Source organism: Clostridium tertium, assembly GCF_017873245.1.
In the GTDB taxonomy this organism is placed as follows: domain Bacteria; phylum Bacillota; class Clostridia; order Clostridiales; family Clostridiaceae; genus Clostridium; species Clostridium tertium.
Genome location: NZ_JAGGJY010000002.1, coordinates 41,208 through 61,793, shown reverse-complemented (window position 1 = coordinate 61,793; position 20,586 = coordinate 41,208). Strand labels below are relative to the sequence as shown.

Here is a 20,586-nt window from a genome sequence, read left to right as displayed (position 1 = left end):
TAAAAAATGAAAAAATGAAGGAATGAAAAAAATTAAGGTAAAAATCCTAAAGGATTTTGAATATAAAGTGCTTGGCACCTATAGTTTAAGTTTTGCGGAGCAAAACAACCTTAATTCTTTCACTTTTTAATTCTTTCATTAATAAATTGCTTCGTAATTTACAACAAGGGGTTGTTTATATATGGAAGATTTAAAAAATGCTATTTATGAAATGTTAAAAGAAGAAATTATAAAGATAGTTATTAGTAATAAAGCAAATAAAGAAGTTGAATATAATAAAATAAGTTTTTTACTTAAGGAAAATAATAAGGGGAAAAAATATTATCAAATAGAAAAATTTACTGATAAGCAAGTTTTTCATGAAAATATTGAAGTTAATCAATTAGAAAAAGCACTATTTGATATTGTAAATGATAATTACAAACAATTATCAGCGTGGTCTAATGAAACATCTTTTGATTTGAAGATATCAAAAAAAGGGAAAGTATTTTTAGGGAAGAAAAAGAGCAATAATTCAAATCTTTCTAATAAGAGCCATAATAAAGAAAAAAATTATATATTAAAAGAGGGAATGATAATAGAGCCTTTAATAGATTTAGGGGTTTTCACTAAAGAAGGTAAAGTTATAAATTCTAAATATGATAAGTATAAGCAAATAAATAGGTTTATTGAAATAATAGATGATGAAATAAAGAAAAATGATTATAAAGAACTTACTATATTAGATTTTGGATGTGGAAAATCATACTTAACTTTTGTTTTATATTATTATTTTGTAGAAATAAAACATATAAATGTTAAAATGATAGGCTTAGATCTTAAGGCTGATGTAATTAAAAAATGTAATGAAATAGCTAAAAGATATAAATATGATAATTTACATTTTGAACTTGGAGATATAAATGGATACAAGTATGAAAATAATGTTGATATGGTAATAACATTACATGCTTGTGATACAGCAACAGATTATGCATTATATAATGCAATAAAATGGAATGCAAAGATGATTTTTTCAGTACCATGTTGCCAACATGAATTTAATCATCAAATGGAAGCAAATACATTATCTATATTAACTAAATATGGTATAATACAAGAAAGAATGGCAGCATTAATGACAGATGCAGTAAGGGGAAATCTTTTAGAAGCAGCTGGATATAAAACACAGCTTTTAGAATTCATTGACATTGCACATTCACCTAAAAATATATTAATAAGAGCTTCAAAATCCAAAGTTTCCAAGGAGAAAAAGGAAAAAGCTTTAAAAGAAGTTGATTCACTTATAAGTGAATTTAATTTCAATCCAACATTATTAAATTTATTGAAGAAAGATAATTTAATATAATTCATGGTGCTGTGCTTTCAAAAGTACGGCATTTTCTATATTAATGACTAAGTCTCGACAACTTTGATAAAAATAATATAGAACAGTTCAATTAGAGTATATTAACAAATGAATGGAAGGACATATATGGATAAGAATGAAATAATATTAGATATTGAAAAGAAGCTAAATAAAGAGTTTATTGGCCAAAAAGAATTTTTTAAAGAAATATCGGAATATTTTATAAATAAAATAGAAAATGAAGAAAAAGGAATATCAATTGTAGCAGGACATAAAAATACATTTAAGAAAGTAAGTATAAGGACTATTTTTGATGAATTATATAAAAAGAAGTTAATAAAAAATAAGAATTTAGATGAAATTGATTTAGCATCCTATAATTTTAATCTGGGCTATAATGCTTTTTTAACAGATTTATATGAAAAGTTAGGCAATGATAAATCTGAAGGGGTAATTTTTAAAAATACCGAAAAAGCATCAAAGGAAATAATGAAGCTATTATCAAGTATATATCCTAATACTTGTATTAAGCTAAATAATGACTATGTAATTAAAAATAAATTTTTAGTAGAGGCAAAAGAACAAGATAAAAATAAAATTAATAAAATAGTTTGCCATAATAAGTTCTTTATATTTATTTATAATTACGAAGATAAAAATGAATTTGAAGAATTTTTAGAAGTATCATTAAAAAATAGCGATAGAAATTTTCATACTAGAGAGCTTACCCAAAAAGAAAAAAATATAATTATAAAAAAGAAGTTAACAAATGAAATTGAGAAGATAAAAGATGATTTAGGGATACAAGTTCTATTAGGATTTAAGGATAATAGTAATGAAAAAGAAGAATTTGGTGTTGGTGAATATCTTCAAAAAAACTTCAGTAAAAATAGTGGCTTTGAGATTACAGAATATATATATTATAAAGTAAGTGATCCATTAAGAAACTTAATATTAAAGGAAGCTATAGAAGATGGAGAAAAAATACTAATATATGTAGATCGTAATAAACTATATTGTAATGTAAATAGCGAGATATATAGATTAAATAAATATTCTACTCCTACTTTAGATGAGGTCAGATATAAGTTAGAATCTATAATAGGTGTTAAGGATTTAAAAGAATTTTTAATAAATATAGAAAATAACTATAAGGTACAGAGGATAAGAGAAAGACTAGGGCTAAGAACATCTAGAATATCTTTAAATATGATATTTGCAGGAAATGCAGGTACTGGAAAGACAAATGCAGCAAGGATAACTTATGAATATTTAAATGCTTTAGGATTATTATCAAAGGGAGTATTTGTTGAAGTTAGCAAGGCAGATTTTATAACAGAAAATGTCAATGAAACTGCTAAAAGAACAAATGACATAGTCAATTCAGCAATAGGAGGAGTGCTATTTATTGATGAAGCATATGCTTTGTGTGAAAGCGAAGATGATAAAGTTGGAAAAGAAATAGTAGATGCTTTATTAAAAGGAATTGAAGATAATAGAAATAATTTAACAGTTATATTGGCTGGATATGAAAAAGATATGGAAGAGTTTTTAAGTTTTAATCAGGGACTTAAATCTAGATTTCCAAATACAATTCATTTTGAAGATTATAATCCAGAAGAAATGTATAGAATTGCTTTACAAATTGCAAAAGCAAAGGGATATAGAATTGCAAAGAATGTAAAAAATGATTTAATAGACTTGTTTACTAGAAATCAACTTACAGGAAAAAATGATTTAGGAAATGCAAGGTTTGTAAGAAATATAATAGAAAATGCTATTATATATTCATCAAGAAAATATTTAAACAGTAATAAAAGTGAAATAGATTTATTAGAAAGAGAAGATTTTAACTTTAAAGCTAGTGCTAAATTTGATTTAGAAGAAAAGTTAAAAGATATAATAGGCCTAGAAGAAGTTAAAAATCTTTTAAGAAGTCAATATAAGCTTTTAATTGCTCAGGAAAAAAGAAAATCAGTTGGAGTAAATACAGAAATAGAGCAAAATTTAAATATGGTGTTTGCAGGTAATCCTGGTACAGGAAAAACTAGCATAGCAAGATTGGTTGCACAAATGCTTAACAGTATGGGATTACTAAAAATAGGTCAGTTAGTAGAAACAGATAGATCTAGTTTTGTTTCTAATGTGCCGGGAGAAACTGCTAAAAAGACAGAAGAAAAGTTTAAAGAAGCTTTAGGCGGTGTCTTATTTATAGATGAAGCGTATACTCTTGCTAATGATAGTTTAGGAAGAGAAGCTATAGAAACACTTCTTAAATTAATTGAGGATTATTCAAGAGAAGTAATAGTTATTTTAGCTGGATATGAGAAAGAAATGGAAGAATTCTTTGATGTAAATATTGGACTAAGGTCAAGATTTCCATTATGGACTAATTTTGAAGACTATAATCCAAATGAACTTTTAGAAATGGCTATAAGATTAGTTGAGTCAAAAGGATTTAAATTATCTAAGAATGGATATGCAGCACTTAAAAAGAGTTTTGTTGATATATATGAAAATTCTGATGCACAATCAGGAAATGGTAGAATGGTAAGAAATTATGTTGAAAATTTAATAAGAATTCAAAGTATAAGAATTGCAGAAGAAGATATAAGTGTTTATGAGATGAATTTAATAACATCTAAGGATGTGGAAAGGCTTAATACTTCTCAATATGACAATGAATTTGATTTAGAAGTGAGATTAAAAGATTTAATTGGAAATGAGGAAGCTAAAGAGTTTTTAAGAAATCAATATAAATTAATGAGAGTGAAGGAAAGACGAAAAAGACTAGGTCTATCCACTGATATAAATAGATATATGAACATAATTTTTACTGGAGATATCGGAACAGGTAAAAAAACTGTACTAAATATATTATCAGAAACATTATATAGTATGGGAGTTGTAAAAGCTAAAAGTATAGTGGATTTAAGCAAAGAGGAAATTATAGATAATATGAAAAATGGTATATCTATTGAAGATATTTTAAATAGGCAAGTTGGTAAAGTAGTTTATATAGATAATGCTGAATTCTTATTAGAAGATACATCAAATAGGATAATTAAGGATTTAATTAAATTTATAGATAAGCATAGTAATAGAATAGTTATAACTTTATCAGGAAAAAGCAAGGATATTAAAAGACTTATGCAGGTAAATCCAGAATTAAATTATAGATTTCCATCAATGCTAAACTTTAAAGATTATAAGAAAGATGAATTATTTAATATGTCATTAAGTATTTTAGAAAGCAAGAAATATATTTTAGACGATGAAGCTAAAGAAACTTTAAATAAGGCAATAATTGAATTAGATGAGAACAGAAATTTGAGTTTAAGAAACGGGTTAATGATAAAACAATATTTAGATATTCTTATTAGAGAACAAAGTATTAGAATTTGTGACCATAAAATAAATCCTAAAGAAATGAGTGTAATAATTTCAAGTGATATTATTAAAAGTAAAGATCAATTTTTATTAAAGAATATTTTTGAGTAATTGTTTTAAATATGAAGTTATAAAGAAATAAGGAGAAATAGAAAAGCAATATTGGTAATAGGGTATTTATATATTTTATTTATTCATTGCTTGTAGTTACTATTAATTTCTTTGTAGTAACTACATATCTTCAAAATTTAGAATATGATTTAATAGATGCAGTAGTTAGTTTGGTATAAAAATAAAACTAACTACTGTTTTTCTATAAAAAAGTATGATAGGCTTTGTATTTCAATTATTTAATTATATAAGAAAATATTTTATTAAATATTTAAAGGTTTAATATTATCTACATTAATGTTAATACACTCATTTACTTCCAAAATTATATGACTACCGGAATAAGGTTTTCCATTTACTAATATTATAACTTTATCAATTCCATAATTATATCCATAAGTTAAAGCCAAAGATTTTAAAGCAGCTGATTCACCTCCAGAGCCAAGTTTACTTAATAAATTATAATAAGACTTTGATAAATCAACGGTTAGTGTATTATTTTCTTTATCTAATTTAGCTGAACGAATAGCTAAGTCATTGCTAAAACTAAATAAATTTTGGCTTGGAGGATTCTTTAATTCATTTGTTAAGGCAGTTATTAAGGCTCCATCTATTACTTCAATTGGCTTATTTATATAATAAAATATATCATCAGTGCAATTGTAGTAATATATTCTAGAATTCATAGTCTTTTTTACAGTATCAGTTTCTTCATTATTTTCAGTATTAGGATTATTGTAAGAATCCTTAGAATATGGAATAGCAGAACTAAAATCTACATCGAAATAGCCCTTAGGGAGATCACCCTTCAAAGAAGTGTATAGTTTATCTCCAAAATAAATAGCAACCTTGTCAACATCTAAATTATATGCATAAGTAGATATCAATGAAGACAATAGTCCACTTTCTGTTGAAGATCCAAGAAGCATTTTATCTACGTAGGAAGAAGAAAATACTATAGTTAGAAGTTTTTTGTTTTCATCTAATTTAGCAGAGGTAATTTCTACTTCATTAGTTAAATTTAAAAAATTATTGTTAGGAGAATAATCTTGAAGTTCTTTTGTTAAAGCTTTTACTATAGCCTTGTCGGATACTTGAATCTCTTTATCTACATAATAAAGCTGCAATTTTGAAGAGTCGAAATAAAACAAACGAACTTTAGTATTAGTAATGGATTTATATTCATTAGAATTATTATCTAGCGTTTTATCATCATTTGGTTTATCTTTGTCCTTACCTGAATCTTTCTCTTCATCAACAATATTTTGTGAAGGATTAGATAGGGGTTCGTTTTTACTTTTATTACATCCAATTAAAATAAGTGAAAATACTAATGAAAATATTAATAAAAATAATCTTTTTTTCATAAAATCACTTCCTAAATTTAATATCAATATAGTGTATTACTATACATAAACATTATTGACAGAAATACAAAATTAAAATAAATAATTAATATATACTATTTTAGTCATTACAAAATAAATTATATTCTTATTAAATTTAATAAAAGTTTAATTTATTGTATAAATATTTAAAATATAATATAAATTAAAATAGTAAAGAATCTATTATATTTATGGAAGGAGAAGTAATGAAGAAATTTTTTAAAGTTATAGGGATAGTAATTTTAGTAGTAGTTATAGCAGGTGGAGTTTTTATATATTCTATAAGGGATAGAATATCCTTATACACAAGTGTATTAAAGAAATACAGTGAGTTTGCAGAAAATGGGCAAAACTTAACAGAAGATTTGTCATTAAAGTCAATAGATTCTATTGATTATGATGATATTATATATAAAAATACTAATGGAACTTCGTTAACTCTTGATATTTATGGACCTAAAAAGAGTGTTAAGGGTGGCTCACCAGTAATATTATACGTACATGGTGGAAGTTGGGTATATGGAAATAATGAAATACCAGAAGCTATATCTCCACTTTTAGATGCATTTAGGGAAGAAGGCTTTACAATAATAAGTACTAGCTATGAGCTTATGAATGGAGAAGAGAACTTCAGTAAACAAATTAGTGATGTGAAGGATACAATAAGATGGATACATAAGAATAAAGATGATTTTGGATTTAATGCAGATAGAATAGGTGTTATAGGAGCATCATCTGGAGCACATTTAGCATTAATGGCTGCATATAGTGCTGAAGATCAGTTTATTGATTCACAGGAATTAAAAGATTATCCATCAAATATAAAGTACTTAATAGACTTTTTTGGACCAACGGATTTAACAACATTAGATACTAGTAATGTTCAATGGGATTTAGAGCAAATAATAAATTCAGTAGGAGAACAAAGGGAAGATATCTTAAAACTTTATAGTCCAGTGAATTATGTAGATAAAAATGAGCCAAATACTTTAATAGTTCATAGTAAACAAGATAATACGGTACCTTATGAAAATGCAGAAATATTATATGATGAACTTAAAGAAAAAGGAAATAAAGCAGAACTTATAACCTTAGAGGGAGCTAGTCATGATTTTTCACAAATAAACATAGATGAAATTGTATCAGTTGGTATAAAAATGCTAGAGTTTATTGCAAAGAATATGTAGGAGACATTATAAATGAATATTAAATAATTTTTAGCAAACTCTATTTATATAATAGTAAAACTAATTATATAAAGGAGAATAATTTATGAAAGTAATTGTAATAGGATGCACTCATGCTGGTACTTCAGCAGTTGTAAATTTAAAAGAAGTATATCCAGATTCAGAAGTTGTAGTATATGAAAAAAACGATAATATTTCATTTTTATCATGTGGAATAGCTTTAAGTGTTGGAGGAGTAGTTACAGAGCCCGAAAAGCTTTTTTACAATTCTCCTGAAAACTTATCTTGTAGTGGGATAATAGCAAAAATGAAGCATGAAGTGCTAGATATAGATTTTGATAATAAAAAAATTAAAGTTAAGAATTTAGTAAACTCAGAAGAATTTGAAGATGATTATGATAAGCTTATTTTAACTTTAGGTTCTTGGCCAATAGTTCCAAAATTAGAAGGCTTAGACCTTGAAAATATATTACTATGTAAAAATTATAATCATGCTAAGATAATTGATGAAAAGAAAGACTCAGCAAATAATGTAGTTATAATTGGAGCTGGGTATATAGGAGTAGAATTAGCTGAATCATTTGAAGTGTTAGGGAAAAAAGTAACATTAATTGATGCAGAAGATAGAATCATGTCCAAGTATTTAGATAAAGAATTTTCTGATATTGCAGAAAAAGAATTTACTAATAGAGGAATTAAATTAGTTTTAGGTGAAAAAGTAGTAAAGTTTAATGGCAATAATGGGAAGGTTCAAAAAGTAATTACTGATAAAGGCGAATATGAAGGTGATTTAGTAGTACTTTGTATAGGATTTGCTCCAAGTACAAAGTTAGTAAAAGGTAAATTAGAAACTCTGAAAAATGGAGCCATAATAATAGATGATTATATGAGAACTAGTAAAGAAGATGTTTTTGCAGCTGGGGATTGCTGTATGGTAAGATATAACCCAGCAAAAGATAGTAGATATATACCTCTTGCAACTAACGCAGTTAGAATGGGAATGTTAATTGCTAGGAATATAAAAGAGCCAACATTAAGATATATGGGAACGCAAGGAACATCTGGCATAAAGATTTATGATGAATGTATAGCATCTACAGGACTAACAGAAGAAGTTGCGAAACTTACTACTAATTTTGAAGTAGAGAGCGTAATATTAAAGGAAAAGAACAGGCCAGAATTTATGCCTACTTTCGAAGACGTTATGATAAAATTAGTTTATGAAAAAGATACAAAGAGAGTTGTTGGAGGACAAATTGCTTCTAAGGTAGATATGACTGAATTTATGAATACTCTTTCAGTGGTAATTCAAAATGAAATGTCTATTGAAGAACTTGCAATGACAGATTTTTTCTTCCAACCACATTTTAATAAACCTTGGAGTATCTTAAATTCTGTAGCATTAAAAGCATTAAAATAGTGTGAAAAGTAATAAAAATGGATAATGATAAATTATTAAAAATTTTACATTATCAAAATGATAAAAATGTAAAATTAACCTCGAAAACCTTATAAAATGCTGGATTTAACCAAAGTGATAAAGGATTATCAAAATGATAATCCTTTATTTTTTTAATAAAATAAGAGGTGAAAAATGGCTTGAAATCATAAAAATACTAATAAATCATATTAATAATTAGTAAAAAAGTTGGCATGAGTTTTGCTATAGATATAAATGATGATTTTAATAATAATATTAAATAATTAAATATATTCAAACTATAAGGGGGAAAAGAATATGGATTTTACAAATATTAAATCACAAGCAGAGGGATATAAAGTTCAAATGACTAAATTTTTAAGAGATTTAGTTGCTATTCCTGGAGAAAGTTGTGAAGAAAAAGGTGTTATTAACCGTATAGCTGAAGAAATGAGATCATTAGGCTTTAATAAAGTTGAAATAGACCCACAAGGTAATGTTCTAGGATATATGGGAACAGGAGAAACATTAATAGGATTTGATGCACATATTGATACTGTTGGTATAGGAAATAGAGCTAACTGGAACTTTGACCCATATGAAGGATATGAAACTGATACTGAAATAGGTGGACGTGGTACTTCTGATCAATTAGGAGGAATAGTTTCAGCTGTTTATGGTGCAAAAATAATGAAAGACTTAGATCTTTTAAGTGAAAAATATACAGCATTAGTTGTTGGCTCAGTTCAAGAAGAAGACTGTGATGGACTTTGCTGGGAATATATAATTAAAGAAGATAATATAAGACCAGAATTTGTAGTTTCCACAGAGCCAACAGATGGTGGTATCTATAGAGGACAAAGAGGTCGTATGGAAATTCGTGTCGATGTTCAAGGAGTTTCATGCCATGGCTCAGCTCCAGAAAGAGGAGATAATGCAATTTACAAAATGGCTGAAATATTAATGAATATTCGTGACCTTAATGAAAATAATGCAGCTGATGATAAAGAAATTAAAGGCTTAGTAAAAATGCTAGATGAAAAATATAACTCAGAATGGAAAGAAGCTAACTTCTTAGGAAGAGGTACAGTTACAACTTCTCAAATATTCTATACTTCTCCAAGTCGTTGTGCTGTTGCTGATTCATGCTCAATTTCTTTAGATCGTCGTATGACAGCAGGGGAAACTTGGGAAAGTTGTTTAGAAGAAATTCGTAATCTTCCAGCTGTTAAAAAATATAATGCAACAGTAAGTATGTATAACTATGATAGGCCAAGCTATACAGGATTAGTATATCCAATTGAATGTTACTTCCCAACTTGGGTAATTCCAGAAGATCATATTGTAACAAAAGCAATGGAAGAGTCATATGAAGGTCTTTATGGAACAACAAGAAGTGGGGCTGCAGTAACTGACGAAATGAGAAAAGCTCGTCCACTTACAGATAAATGGACATTCTCAACAAATGGTGTTTCTATAATGGGACGTAATGGAATTCCTGTAATAGGATTTGGACCTGGAGCAGAAGCAGAAGCACATGCTCCAAATGAAAAGACTTGGAAAGAAGATTTAGTTAAATGTGCTGCTGTATATGCTGCATTACCAACAATTTATTGTACTAACAAAGAAAAATAATAAAATAATTTAATTTTAAATTTGTATAAAAAAAATTAAGATAATGAAGGGTAGGAATTTAAAAATGGCTTTAATGGACAAATATATTAATGAACTTAATCAATTAGATTTCTCAAAAATGCATAACGAAGACTTTATGGAGACTTGGAAAAAAAGCGACGATGAATTAAAAGCTGTATTTACAGTTGCAGAAGCTTTAAGAGATTTAAGAAAAAATAATATTTCTACAAAAATATTTGATAGTGGACTTGGAATTTCTTTGTTTAGAGATAACTCAACAAGAACAAGATTTAGCTTTGCATCAGCTTGTAACCTTTTAGGCTTAGAAGTTCAAGATTTAGATGAAGGAAAATCACAAGTAGCACATGGTGAAACTGTTAGAGAAACAGCAAACATGGTTTCATTTATGGCTGATGTTATAGGTATCAGAGATGATATGTATATCGGAAAAGGAAATACTTACATGAGAGAAGTATCAAAGGCTGTAAGAGAAGGATATGAAGAAGGAACTTTAGAACAAATTCCAACTTTAGTTGATTTACAATGTGATATTGACCATCCAACACAAGCTATGGCTGATGCCCTTCATTTAATTAATGAATTTGGTGGAATAGAAAACTTAAAGGGTAAAAAAGTAGCTATGACTTGGGCTTATTCTCCATCTTATGGAAAACCATTATCAGTTCCTCAAGGAATAATTGGATTATTAACAAGATTCGGTATGGATGTTGTTTTAGCTCACCCAGAAGGATATGAAGTAATGCCAGAAGTCGAAGAAATTGCTAAAGAAAATGCTAAACTTTCAGGTGGATCATTTACAAAGACTAATTCAATGGAAGAAGCATTTAAAGAAGCTGATATCGTATATCCAAAGAGCTGGGCTCCATTTGTTGCTATGGAAAAGAGAACAGATTTATATGGAAATGGAGATTTCGATGGAATAAAGGAATTAGAAAAAGAATTATTAGCACAAAATGCTGAACATAAAGATTGGCAATGTACTGAAGAATTAATGAAGACAACTAAAGATGGAAAAGCATTATATTTACATTGCTTACCAGCAGATATTACAGGTGTTAGCTGTGAAACTGGGGAAGTTGATGCTTCAGTATTTGATAGATATAGAAAACCTCTTTACAAAGAAGCTAGCTACAAGCCATATGTAATTGCAGCTATGATTTTCTTAAGCAAAGTTAAGGATCCACAAGAAGTTTTAGCTAAATTAGAAGAAGCTAAGAAGGATCGTCAAGTTAAATAAGCTTAACACTATATAAAATATATGGGCTTTTATCCAAAGACAATATAAGGATAAAAGCCCTAAACATTCAAATTAATCATATATTCTAAGAATTTGAGGGAGAGAATTATGAAAAAGAAAATTGTAATAGCATTAGGTGGAAATGCGTTAGGAAATAATTTAGAAGAACAAATGGGTGCAGTTAAATCAACTGCAAAGGCTATAGTAGATTTAATTGAAGAAGGACATGATGTTGTAATATCTCATGGAAATGGACCACAAGTAGGTATGATAAATCTTGCTATGGATGCACTAACTAAAGCAGAGCATAAATACTCATCAATTCCAATGTCTGTATGTGTTGCAATGAGCCAAGGATATGTGGGATATGATTTACAAAATGCACTTAGAGAAGAACTATTAAGCAGAAATATAAATAAATCTGTTGCTACAATTATTACTCAAGTAGAAGTAGATAAAAATGATAAAGCATTTGAAAATCCAACAAAGCCAATAGGAAGCTTTATGACAAAGGAAGAAGCTGATGTTTTAATTTCAAAGGGAATTAATGTTGTTGAAGATGCTGGTAGAGGATATAGAAGGGTTGTAGCTTCTCCAAAACCAAAGAGTATTGTAGAAATTGAAACTATTAAAAGCTTAGCAGATTCAGGAAGTGTTGTAATTGCTTGTGGTGGTGGTGGTATTCCAGTAATTAAAGAAGGAAACCATTTAAGAGGAGCAAGTGCTGTTATAGATAAGGATTTTGCAAGTGCTACATTAGCTAAAGATTTAGATGCTGATTTTTTAATTATATTAACAGCAGTAGAAAAGGCTGCCATAAATTATGGTAAGGAAAATGAAGAGTGGCTAGATAAAGTTACAGTAGAAGAAATGAAGAAATATGTTGAAGAAGGACACTTTGCTCCAGGATCAATGAAGCCAAAGGTAGAGGCAGGTATAGAGTTTGCAGAATCGAAAGAGGGAAGACATGCACTTATTACATTGTTAGAAAAAGCTAAAGATGGAATTCAAGGAAAGACTGGAACAAGAATAATTAGATAGTAGGAGGCTTAATAATGGGAGAAAAGATACTATGGAAAGAAAATACAATGCCAAAAAGCAAAATAGATGGTGATTTGGATTTTTTAAATATGGATGAAATAAATAAAGCTAGAAACTTTCATAAGAGTTTTCCAGAATATAGTGTTACACCATTAGTTAATTTAGAAAATTTAAGTGAAAGACTAGGACTTGGCGGAGTTTATTTAAAAGATGAATCATATAGATTTGGATTAAATGCTTTTAAAGTTTTAGGTGGATCTTATTCAATGGGAAAATACTTGGCACAAAGATTAAATATGGATATATCAGAATTACCATATGAAAAGTTAACTTCAGATGAAGTTAGAGAAAAGCTTGGAGATATAACTTTTGTAACTGCAACAGATGGGAATCATGGTAGAGGTGTTGCATGGACAGCTAATAGATTAAAACAAAAATCAGTAGTTTATATGCCAAAGGGCTCTTCATTAATAAGACTAGAAAATATCAGAAAAGAAGGAGCAGATGCTTCAATTACAGATATGAATTATGATGATGCTGTAAGACTTGCAGCTAAATATGCTGAAGAGCATAATGGAGTAGTAGTTCAAGATACAGCTTGGGACGGATATGAAGAAATCCCAGCATGGATAATGCAAGGATATGGAACTATGGGACTTGAAGCATTAGAGCAATTAAGAAATGATTATAAAGTAGAAAGACCAACTCATATTTTCTTACAAGCAGGGGTTGGATCACTAGCTGGTGGAATACAAGGATTCTTTGCTTCAGTATTTGGTGAAGATTGCCCAACTACTGTTGTAGTTGAAGCTAAAGAAGCTGCATGTTATTATGAATCAGCTATAGCAAATGATGGAAAACCAAGAGCTGTTGGTGGAGATATGCCAACAATAATGGCTGGACTTGCATGTGGTGAAGTTAATATAACAGGCTTTGAAGTTTTAAAGAATCATTCAAAAGTTTTCGTTTCAGCTCCAAATTATGTTGCTGCAAATGGTATGAGGGTTCTTGGAAATCCACTTAATGGAGATAAGAAAGTTGTTTCTGGAGAATCAGGAGCAGTTACTTTAGGATTAGTTTATGAATTGATGACAAATCCAGAGTATAAGGATTTAAAAGAATCAATTGGTTTAGATGAAAATTCAAGAGTTCTTTTATTTAGCACAGAAGGAGATACCGATCCAGCTAAGTATAGAGAAATTGTTTGGGAAGGAAGCTATAATAGATAATTGACAATGGATAGTGCATAATTGATAATTAAGCAGCTTTTTAGGAATTTTAGGTCTAGAAATTTAGATAGTATAAATGTGTAAAAAGGGGCTGTATCAAAATAAATTTTGATATTAGCCGATAAAAAGGGAAGTTCGAATCTAATCAGAACTTCCCTTTTTGCGTATATATAAATAACAGAAAAAATTTCTATTTAAGTTTAAAAAGGTCTTTAAGCAAGTAAAATCAATTGATTAAAAGGGAGTCGTTTCGTGAGGCCATTTATAAAATAAGAGATTAACTTTTTAAAGGCAATAAAGCTTACTAAAATTGAATAAAGTCTATATTAAATAAATTTTTGAGACTGGGCCTATTTTATTTAAAATTATTTAAATAAAATATTAAGAACAAAAAGAGAAAAAATACTTGAAATTGCTTCCAGTAGTATATATACTGTATATATAAATATAAACAGTATATATACTGTTGTTTATAAGGAGGGACTTTAATGATTACTTTGATGGAAATAGAAAACTTAGGAAAGAAAATAGGAAGCTTACATTTAAGAGGGATTAATTTGAAAATAGAGCCTGGTTATATAGTTGGATTAGTAGGGGTAAATGGCTCAGGTAAAACAACTCTTATTAATACTATATTAAATTTATATAAGAAAGATAGTGGAAGTGTAAAAATTAATGGCATTTCTATGGATGCTAATGAAAAAGATGCAAAAGATCAAATTGGTTTTGTTCTTGATGAAAATATGTTTGAGGATAGCATGAGTGTAATAAGTAATGGAAAAATTTATGGAAGTCTTTATAGTAAGTTTGATGAAAATTTATTCCGTAAATTTTGTCAGCGTTTTGAAGTACCTCTTAAGAAGAAATTAGGTAAGTTATCTGCAGGTTTAAAGGTTAGATTCCAGTTAGCCTTTGCTTTATCTCATGATGCAAAACTATTTATAATGGATGAACCAGCAGCAGGATTAAACCCTTTATTTAGAAAAGAGCTTATAAATTGTATGCAGGAAATTGTAGAAGATGGAACTAGAAGCGTGTTATTTTCTACTCATATTACAGAAGATCTTGATCAAGTTGGAGATTATATAGCATTACTTCATAATGGAAAAATATTTTTCTATTTAAGTAAAGAAGAGCTTCAGGAGAAATATCTAATCATTAAAGGTACTAAAGAACAAATTGAAAATCTTAAATTCTCTAATATTATTTATAGAGAATATGGAGAATATCATAATTGTGCTTTTATTGAAAAGGTAGAAGGAGAAGATTATTTAGATATGGAAGTTAAAGTGCCAATAATAGAAGAGGTCATGTATTATTTAGACAAAGGAGGGTACTCTAAATGCTAAAAATTATTATAAATGATTTATTAGTAAACTTAAAAAAGACATGGGTAAATGTTGGACTTAACATTATTTTATTTATTTTCTTAACTACTTATATATTAACTATTATAATTGTTCCACAAATACCTATGGATATGCCGAGAACAAATGATACTATAATTAAATTACTTTTAGAGGAGCATATATTAAAATCGATTATTCCTGCTATTTACGGAGTAGCATTTATTACTATGTTCGATATAACCAAAAAAATCCCGTTAAGGCTTAGTAAAGCAATGTTTGTATGTGCAGCAGGTGAAAAGGAAAAAATGAAATATATGTATTTACAGTTAGCTATAAAAATTATTTTGGGATTTATGTTTATTTTTATAGCAAGTTATAGTTATATAGGAAGAATCTTTCTTAACAGAGGTATAATATTAAGTTTAGTAGAGCTTATTTTATGGTTCTTTATTATATTAGATATTAATTTAAAAATAGGTATAGGTGAACAAGGATTAAAAAAGAAAGACAAAGAAGGATATATAATATATTCTAAAGAGGAAGAAATGGTTAATTATTATTGGATTTGTTTATTAATGCTGGAGGCTATAGTTTTTTATTCATTGTCTATTCTTAATGTGCAATTGAATTTTTTAGGTGTAATAGGTTGGAGTGTAGCTCTTATAGTAAATGCGTACATTGCTTATCGTTGTATAAATCCAATTCTAAAGAAATCTCTTTCATATGAAGATGTTTATAGACAAATACCAGATACGAAAGAAGGTTAAGAATGAATATTATTTTAGATACAGAGAGTAATATTTCAATTTATGAGCAAATAGTTAAATCTATAAAAAATTCAATTATACAAGAAGAGATAATGCCAGGAGATTTGTTACCATCTATTAGATCTCTTGCTAGAGATCTTCAAATAAGTGTAATCACCACAAAACGTGCATATGAAGAACTAGAAAAGGAAGGATTAATTTATTCAGTTCAAGGCAAGGGATTTTACGTAAAGGAGCCAAATCGTCAAAAGCTTAGAGAGGAACAGCTTAAGGATTTTGAAAATAATTTTGAAAGTTTAATTAGTGAGGGTAAAAAATTAGAACTTACACTTGAAGATATGCAAGATATTTTAAAGACTTTATATGAAGGGAGATAGCCTTTATGACAAATAGTATACAATGTGAAAATATAGTAAAAAAATATAAAGAGTTTTCACTTAAATCAGTTTCTTTAACAATTAAACCAGGATATCTTACAGGACTTATTGGAGTAAATGGAGCTGGGAAAACTACACTTATTAATATTATATCTGGATTAGATACTGACTTTGAAGGAAAAGTAAATATAAATGGAATTGATATAAAAAAGAACACTTCTGAAGCAAAACAAGAAATTGGTCTAATTTCTGAAAAACTTTCATTTTTTATGGATAAGACAGCATATGAAAATGGAGTACTCCTTGGAGAATATTTTAATAATTGGAGTATGGAAGATTATTATATATGGCTAGATAAAATGAATATTCCTAAGGGGCAACCCTTATATCAGTTTTCTAAAGGTATGAAAATGAAATTTCAAGTAAGCTTTGCTATGGCGTATAGTCCAAAGTTTCTTCTCTTAGATGAACCTACTGCTGGATTTGATCCTGTTTTTAGAAAAGATTTTTTAAATATGCTACAAGATATATTAAATCAAGATATAGGTATTCTTATGTCAACTCATATAACTAGCGATCTTGATAAGATTGCAGATTATATTATTTTAATTGATAATGGTGAAATTAAAATAAATGATACTAAAGAAGCCCTTGAAGATAATTTTAAAAGAAAGCAATTAGAAGATTCCTTAAATAAAAAATTTCACATAAGTGATTTACTTTAAAAATAAGGAGGTATAATAAAATGAACTATTTGGAAAATGAAAAAGAAAGAATAAAGTATCATTATCAAAAATTATTGATTGGCGTATTATTATTTTTCTACTTTGTAGTTATTCAATCAGATGTTTCTTCTCATAAAGTTATATGGGGAAAGGGATTAGATCCTAAACCTATTTCTTTTATAAATCCTATATTAGTTTTTGGAGTAATTATATTGACACTTTATCTTAACAATCATTTATTCTGGATAAAGGAACAAGGAAAACGAGTTTTTATATTAAGGAAATATGATACTATACCATTAAGTAAAAAGGAAATGTATAGTTCGAAATTTAAAATAATAATTAATAATTTACTAACTTTCTTATTAGGAGATATCATAATTTATATAGGAACTATGATGTTTAATTCTTATTTAGAAATTGATATTTTGATGAATATTGTGGAGATATTGCAAGTTTTTTTAGTATCAGTAATTTTAATAGGATTTCTTTTAATAATAAATCTTATCCAAGATAATAAAACTAAAAGAGAAGTTTAAGTAAAATAAGTATGAATTAATAAAGATATAATTTTATTAATTAAAAATAAAAAATATTAGAATGTTATTTCCTATGAATTATGATAGAAAAAAATTTTTATCTACCATAATTCATAGGAAATTTTTAAAATTAAGTTTTATTAAATATAGCTATAATCATATATATAATAGTTTTACTAAGTTCATATTTAGTTCATAAAACTAAAATATTATATAAGTTATAGTAAGTATTCTAAGTTTATCTTAATTATATTCATAACTTATAATATTTAAGTAAAGTCATTATTTTAGCAGCTTATATAAAATTTAAATAATATATGCTTTCAATTTTGATATTTTACTTAGATAAGCCTATTAACCTTTAATCATATAACAATATAGGGATGAAGATAATTAATTGAAACATATATTTAAATTATCGTAGTAAAATTTATTGCAGGAGGGAAAGTATGTTATCGCTAAAAAATATAAAAAAATCATATGTAACAGGCGAATTTAAACAAGTTGCTTTAGGTGGGGTAAGCTTAAACTTTAGACAAAATGAATTTGTAGCAATACTTGGACCAAGTGGTTCAGGAAAAACTACTTGTCTAAATATCATTGGAGGATTAGATAAATATGATAGTGGAGACTTGATTATTAACGGGAAATCCACTAGAGAGTTTAAGGATTCAGATTGGGATGCTTATCGTAATAATAGTATAGGATTTATTTTTCAAAGTTATAATTTAATAAGCCATTTAAGTATTTTAGACAATGTGGAAATGGGAATGACATTAAGTGGAGTTTCATCTGCTGAAAAGCATAAGAAGGCATTAGAATCATTAGAAAGAGTTGGGCTTAAAGATCACGTTCATAAAAGACCAAATCAACTTTCAGGTGGACAAATGCAAAGAGTTGCTATTGCAAGAGCGCTTGCAAATGATCCAGATATAATATTGGCAGATGAGCCAACAGGAGCTCTTGATACTAAGACTAGTATTCAAATAATGGACCTTATAAAAGATATAGCAAAAGATAAATTAGTTATAATGGTAACTCACAATCCAGAACTTGCTAAGGAATATGCAGATAGAATAGTTGAGTTTAGAGATGGTAATGTTATTTCAGATACTAATCCATTAGAGTCTGAAAAGAATAATACTTCATATAGTCTTAAAAAGACAAGTATGAGTTTTTTAACAGCATTAAAGTTATCAGGAATGAATATAAGAACTAAAAAATGGAGAACTTTTTTAACAGCATTTGCATCAAGTATAGGTATTATAGGAATAGCTCTAATTTTATCACTTTCAAATGGATTTGATAAGCAAATAGATATTTTTGAATCAGATACCTTATCAGGCTTTCCAATTATGATAACTCAAAAGGCTGCCGAAGTTGATATAAATAGCATGATGGAACATAGCAAAGAAATGAGAAAAGAGATGTCTGGAGATAGTGAGGCAGAGGGAAAATATCCAGATACAGATGTTATTTATCCATATAATACGAAAGAAAATACATTTATGCATACTAATAAGCTAACAGAAGAATATATAGATTATGTTGAGAAAATTGATAGCAATTTACTTTCAGGGGTATCATATACTCGCTTAGTCAACATGAATCTTTTAAAGAGTGATGGTAAGGTTGCAACTCCAGTAAGTGTTTCAGATTTAAATTTATCATCTTATCCAATTAAGCTAGATAATAGTACAGAAGGATATTTAGAAACATCATATGATTTACTTTCAGGTGAATATCCAAAAGAAATGACAGATTTAGTTTTAGTTGTAGATGAATATAATAAAATAGATACAACAATTTTGGATGCACTTGGAATTGATAGCAATAAAGAAGAAATTAACTTTAATGATATTATAAATCATGAATTAAGAGCTATATTAAATAATGATTACTATACTAAGGTTGGAAACTACTTTACACTAGCAGGAAATCCTAGTGATATGAGTGAAATATATAATAATGAAAGAGCAATTCCACTTAAGATCACAGGAATCTTAAGATTAAAAAAAGACGTAACAATTCCTGTTTTATCTTCAGGACTTGCTTATTCAGATGAATTAAGTAAGCACTTTATAGAAGATGCTAAAAATTCAGAAGTAGCAAAGGCACAAGAAGCTGCTGATTATAATGTATTTACAGGAGAAAGATTTGATAAAGTAAGTGATAGACCAGATAGCAATAATCAAAATACTAAGGAGAATATACTTTCTTCAATAGGGGCAGTTGGTACTCCATATATGATTACTTTATATCCAAAAGATTTTACAACAAAAGAAGCTGTAACTGACTATTTGGATGATTGGAATGAAGGAAAAGAAAAAGAAGATGTAGTAATATATAATGATATGGCAAGTACATTTGTAAGTTTATCAGGTGGAATAATGGATGCTATAACAATGGTTTTAATAGCATTTGCAGCAATATCTTTAGTAGTTTCATTAATAATGGTTGGAATTATAACTTATATTTCAGTTCTTGAAAGAACAAAAGAAATAGGAGTTTTAAGAGCATTAGGAGCTAGAAAAAAAGATATAACTCGTGTATTTAATGCAGAAACATTTATTGTTGGAAGCTGTTCTGGTATTTTAGGAATAATAATTGCTTGGCTTTTAACATTCCCAACAAATAATATATTATATAAAATAACTGACTTAAAGGGTGTGGCAATTTTAGATCCAGTTCATGCTATTATATTAATAGTTATAAGCGTATGTTTAACTATGTTAGGTGGATCTATACCAGCTAAGATGGCATCTAAAAAAGATCCAGTTGAAGCATTAAGAACAGAATAAATTCAAAAGTTATAGGCAAAT

Annotated in this window: 15 protein-coding genes; 14 read left to right on the top strand and 1 reads right to left on the bottom strand. The window is 27.8% G+C overall.

Translation table 11 applies throughout. The features are described 5' to 3' along the window. Positions 1-181 precede the first annotated feature (181 nt). A complete protein-coding gene (locus J2Z25_RS03315; protein WP_209738351.1) occupies positions 182-1,348 on the top strand; it encodes a class I SAM-dependent methyltransferase in 1,167 nt (388 codons plus the stop codon). 126 nt (positions 1,349-1,474) lie between these two features. Next, the gene (locus tag J2Z25_RS03310) at positions 1,475-4,849 is read left to right on the top strand and encodes an AAA family ATPase (protein ID WP_209738349.1); all 3,375 of its coding nucleotides are present in this window, start codon (positions 1,475-1,477) and stop codon (positions 4,847-4,849) included. A gap of 263 nt (positions 4,850-5,112) precedes the next feature. Here the strand turns inward: J2Z25_RS03310 and J2Z25_RS03305 are convergent, their stop codons facing one another. Then, the gene (locus J2Z25_RS03305; RefSeq protein WP_209738347.1) at positions 5,113-6,216 is read right to left on the bottom strand and encodes a GerMN domain-containing protein; all 1,104 of its coding nucleotides are present in this window, start codon (positions 6,214-6,216) and stop codon (positions 5,113-5,115) included. 227 nt (positions 6,217-6,443) lie between these two features. Here J2Z25_RS03305 and J2Z25_RS03300 point away from each other — a divergent pair, with 227 nt between their 5' ends. From J2Z25_RS03300 to J2Z25_RS03245, 12 genes are all read left to right on the top strand, one after another. Beyond that, on the top strand, positions 6,444-7,424 hold the full coding sequence (locus J2Z25_RS03300) for an alpha/beta hydrolase (RefSeq protein ID WP_209738345.1): 981 nt from the start codon (positions 6,444-6,446) through the stop codon (positions 7,422-7,424). Positions 7,425-7,509: 85 nt separating this feature from the next. After that, positions 7,510-8,844 carry an FAD-dependent oxidoreductase gene (locus J2Z25_RS03295; RefSeq protein WP_209738343.1) on the top strand — a complete coding sequence of 445 codons (1,335 nt, stop codon included), beginning with the start codon at positions 7,510-7,512 and terminating at the stop codon, positions 8,842-8,844. A 318-nt stretch (positions 8,845-9,162) separates the two neighbouring features. Next, the gene (locus J2Z25_RS03290; RefSeq protein ID WP_209738341.1) at positions 9,163-10,479 is read left to right on the top strand and encodes a YgeY family selenium metabolism-linked hydrolase; all 1,317 of its coding nucleotides are present in this window, start codon (positions 9,163-9,165) and stop codon (positions 10,477-10,479) included. 64 nt (positions 10,480-10,543) lie between these two features. Further along, positions 10,544-11,737: a knotted carbamoyltransferase YgeW gene (ygeW, locus tag J2Z25_RS03285; protein WP_209738339.1), complete on the top strand. Its 1,194-nt coding sequence runs from the start codon at positions 10,544-10,546 to the stop codon at positions 11,735-11,737. Positions 11,738-11,845: 108 nt separating this feature from the next. After that, entirely contained in the window at positions 11,846-12,778 is a 933-nt protein-coding gene (gene arcC, locus J2Z25_RS03280; RefSeq protein ID WP_209738337.1) for a carbamate kinase, read from the top strand. 14 nt (positions 12,779-12,792) lie between these two features. After that, entirely contained in the window at positions 12,793-14,007 is a 1,215-nt protein-coding gene (gene dpaL / locus J2Z25_RS03275; protein WP_209738335.1) for a diaminopropionate ammonia-lyase, read from the top strand. Positions 14,008-14,495: 488 nt separating this feature from the next. Then, positions 14,496-15,356, top strand: a complete 861-nt coding sequence (locus J2Z25_RS03270) for an ABC transporter ATP-binding protein (protein ID WP_209738333.1) — start codon at positions 14,496-14,498, stop codon at positions 15,354-15,356. Then, positions 15,350-16,123 (top strand): hypothetical protein, encoded by a 774-nt coding sequence (locus J2Z25_RS03265; RefSeq protein WP_209738331.1) that lies wholly within the window; start codon positions 15,350-15,352, stop codon positions 16,121-16,123. Before J2Z25_RS03270 ends, J2Z25_RS03265 begins: the two co-directional genes overlap by 7 nt. Positions 16,124-16,125: 2 nt before the next feature. After that, complete coding sequence (locus tag J2Z25_RS03260) at positions 16,126-16,500, top strand: GntR family transcriptional regulator (protein WP_209738329.1); 375 nt, start codon at positions 16,126-16,128, stop codon at positions 16,498-16,500. Between the two features lie 5 nt (positions 16,501-16,505). Continuing rightward, positions 16,506-17,225 carry an ABC transporter ATP-binding protein gene (locus J2Z25_RS03255; RefSeq protein ID WP_209738327.1) on the top strand — a complete coding sequence of 240 codons (720 nt, stop codon included), beginning with the start codon at positions 16,506-16,508 and terminating at the stop codon, positions 17,223-17,225. 20 nt (positions 17,226-17,245) lie between these two features. Next, positions 17,246-17,764, top strand: a complete 519-nt coding sequence (locus J2Z25_RS03250) for a hypothetical protein (protein ID WP_209738320.1) — start codon at positions 17,246-17,248, stop codon at positions 17,762-17,764. Positions 17,765-18,213: 449 nt separating this feature from the next. Further along, positions 18,214-20,565, top strand: a complete 2,352-nt coding sequence (locus tag J2Z25_RS03245) for an ABC transporter ATP-binding protein/permease (protein WP_209738318.1) — start codon at positions 18,214-18,216, stop codon at positions 20,563-20,565. The last annotated feature ends 21 nt before the right edge of the window (positions 20,566-20,586 follow it).

Excerpts from the sequence above, each read along its gene's own strand:
- J2Z25_RS03315 (WP_209738351.1), top strand. The coding sequence starts at position 182 with ATGGAAGATTTAAAAAATGCTATTTATGAAATGTTAAAAGAAGAAATT.
- J2Z25_RS03310 (WP_209738349.1), top strand. The coding sequence starts at position 1,475 with ATGGATAAGAATGAAATAATATTAGATATTGAAAAGAAGCTAAATAAA.
- J2Z25_RS03305 (WP_209738347.1), bottom strand. The coding sequence starts at position 6,216 with ATGAAAAAAAGATTATTTTTATTAATATTTTCATTAGTATTTTCACTT.
- J2Z25_RS03300 (WP_209738345.1), top strand. The coding sequence starts at position 6,444 with ATGAAGAAATTTTTTAAAGTTATAGGGATAGTAATTTTAGTAGTAGTT.
- J2Z25_RS03295 (WP_209738343.1), top strand. The coding sequence starts at position 7,510 with ATGAAAGTAATTGTAATAGGATGCACTCATGCTGGTACTTCAGCAGTT.
- J2Z25_RS03290 (WP_209738341.1), top strand. The coding sequence starts at position 9,163 with ATGGATTTTACAAATATTAAATCACAAGCAGAGGGATATAAAGTTCAA.
- ygeW (WP_209738339.1), top strand. The coding sequence starts at position 10,544 with ATGGCTTTAATGGACAAATATATTAATGAACTTAATCAATTAGATTTC.
- arcC (WP_209738337.1), top strand. The coding sequence starts at position 11,846 with ATGAAAAAGAAAATTGTAATAGCATTAGGTGGAAATGCGTTAGGAAAT.
- dpaL (WP_209738335.1), top strand. The coding sequence starts at position 12,793 with ATGGGAGAAAAGATACTATGGAAAGAAAATACAATGCCAAAAAGCAAA.
- J2Z25_RS03270 (WP_209738333.1), top strand. The coding sequence starts at position 14,496 with ATGATTACTTTGATGGAAATAGAAAACTTAGGAAAGAAAATAGGAAGC.
- J2Z25_RS03265 (WP_209738331.1), top strand. The coding sequence starts at position 15,350 with ATGCTAAAAATTATTATAAATGATTTATTAGTAAACTTAAAAAAGACA.
- J2Z25_RS03260 (WP_209738329.1), top strand. The coding sequence starts at position 16,126 with ATGAATATTATTTTAGATACAGAGAGTAATATTTCAATTTATGAGCAA.
- J2Z25_RS03255 (WP_209738327.1), top strand. The coding sequence starts at position 16,506 with ATGACAAATAGTATACAATGTGAAAATATAGTAAAAAAATATAAAGAG.
- J2Z25_RS03250 (WP_209738320.1), top strand. The coding sequence starts at position 17,246 with ATGAACTATTTGGAAAATGAAAAAGAAAGAATAAAGTATCATTATCAA.
- J2Z25_RS03245 (WP_209738318.1), top strand. The coding sequence starts at position 18,214 with ATGTTATCGCTAAAAAATATAAAAAAATCATATGTAACAGGCGAATTT.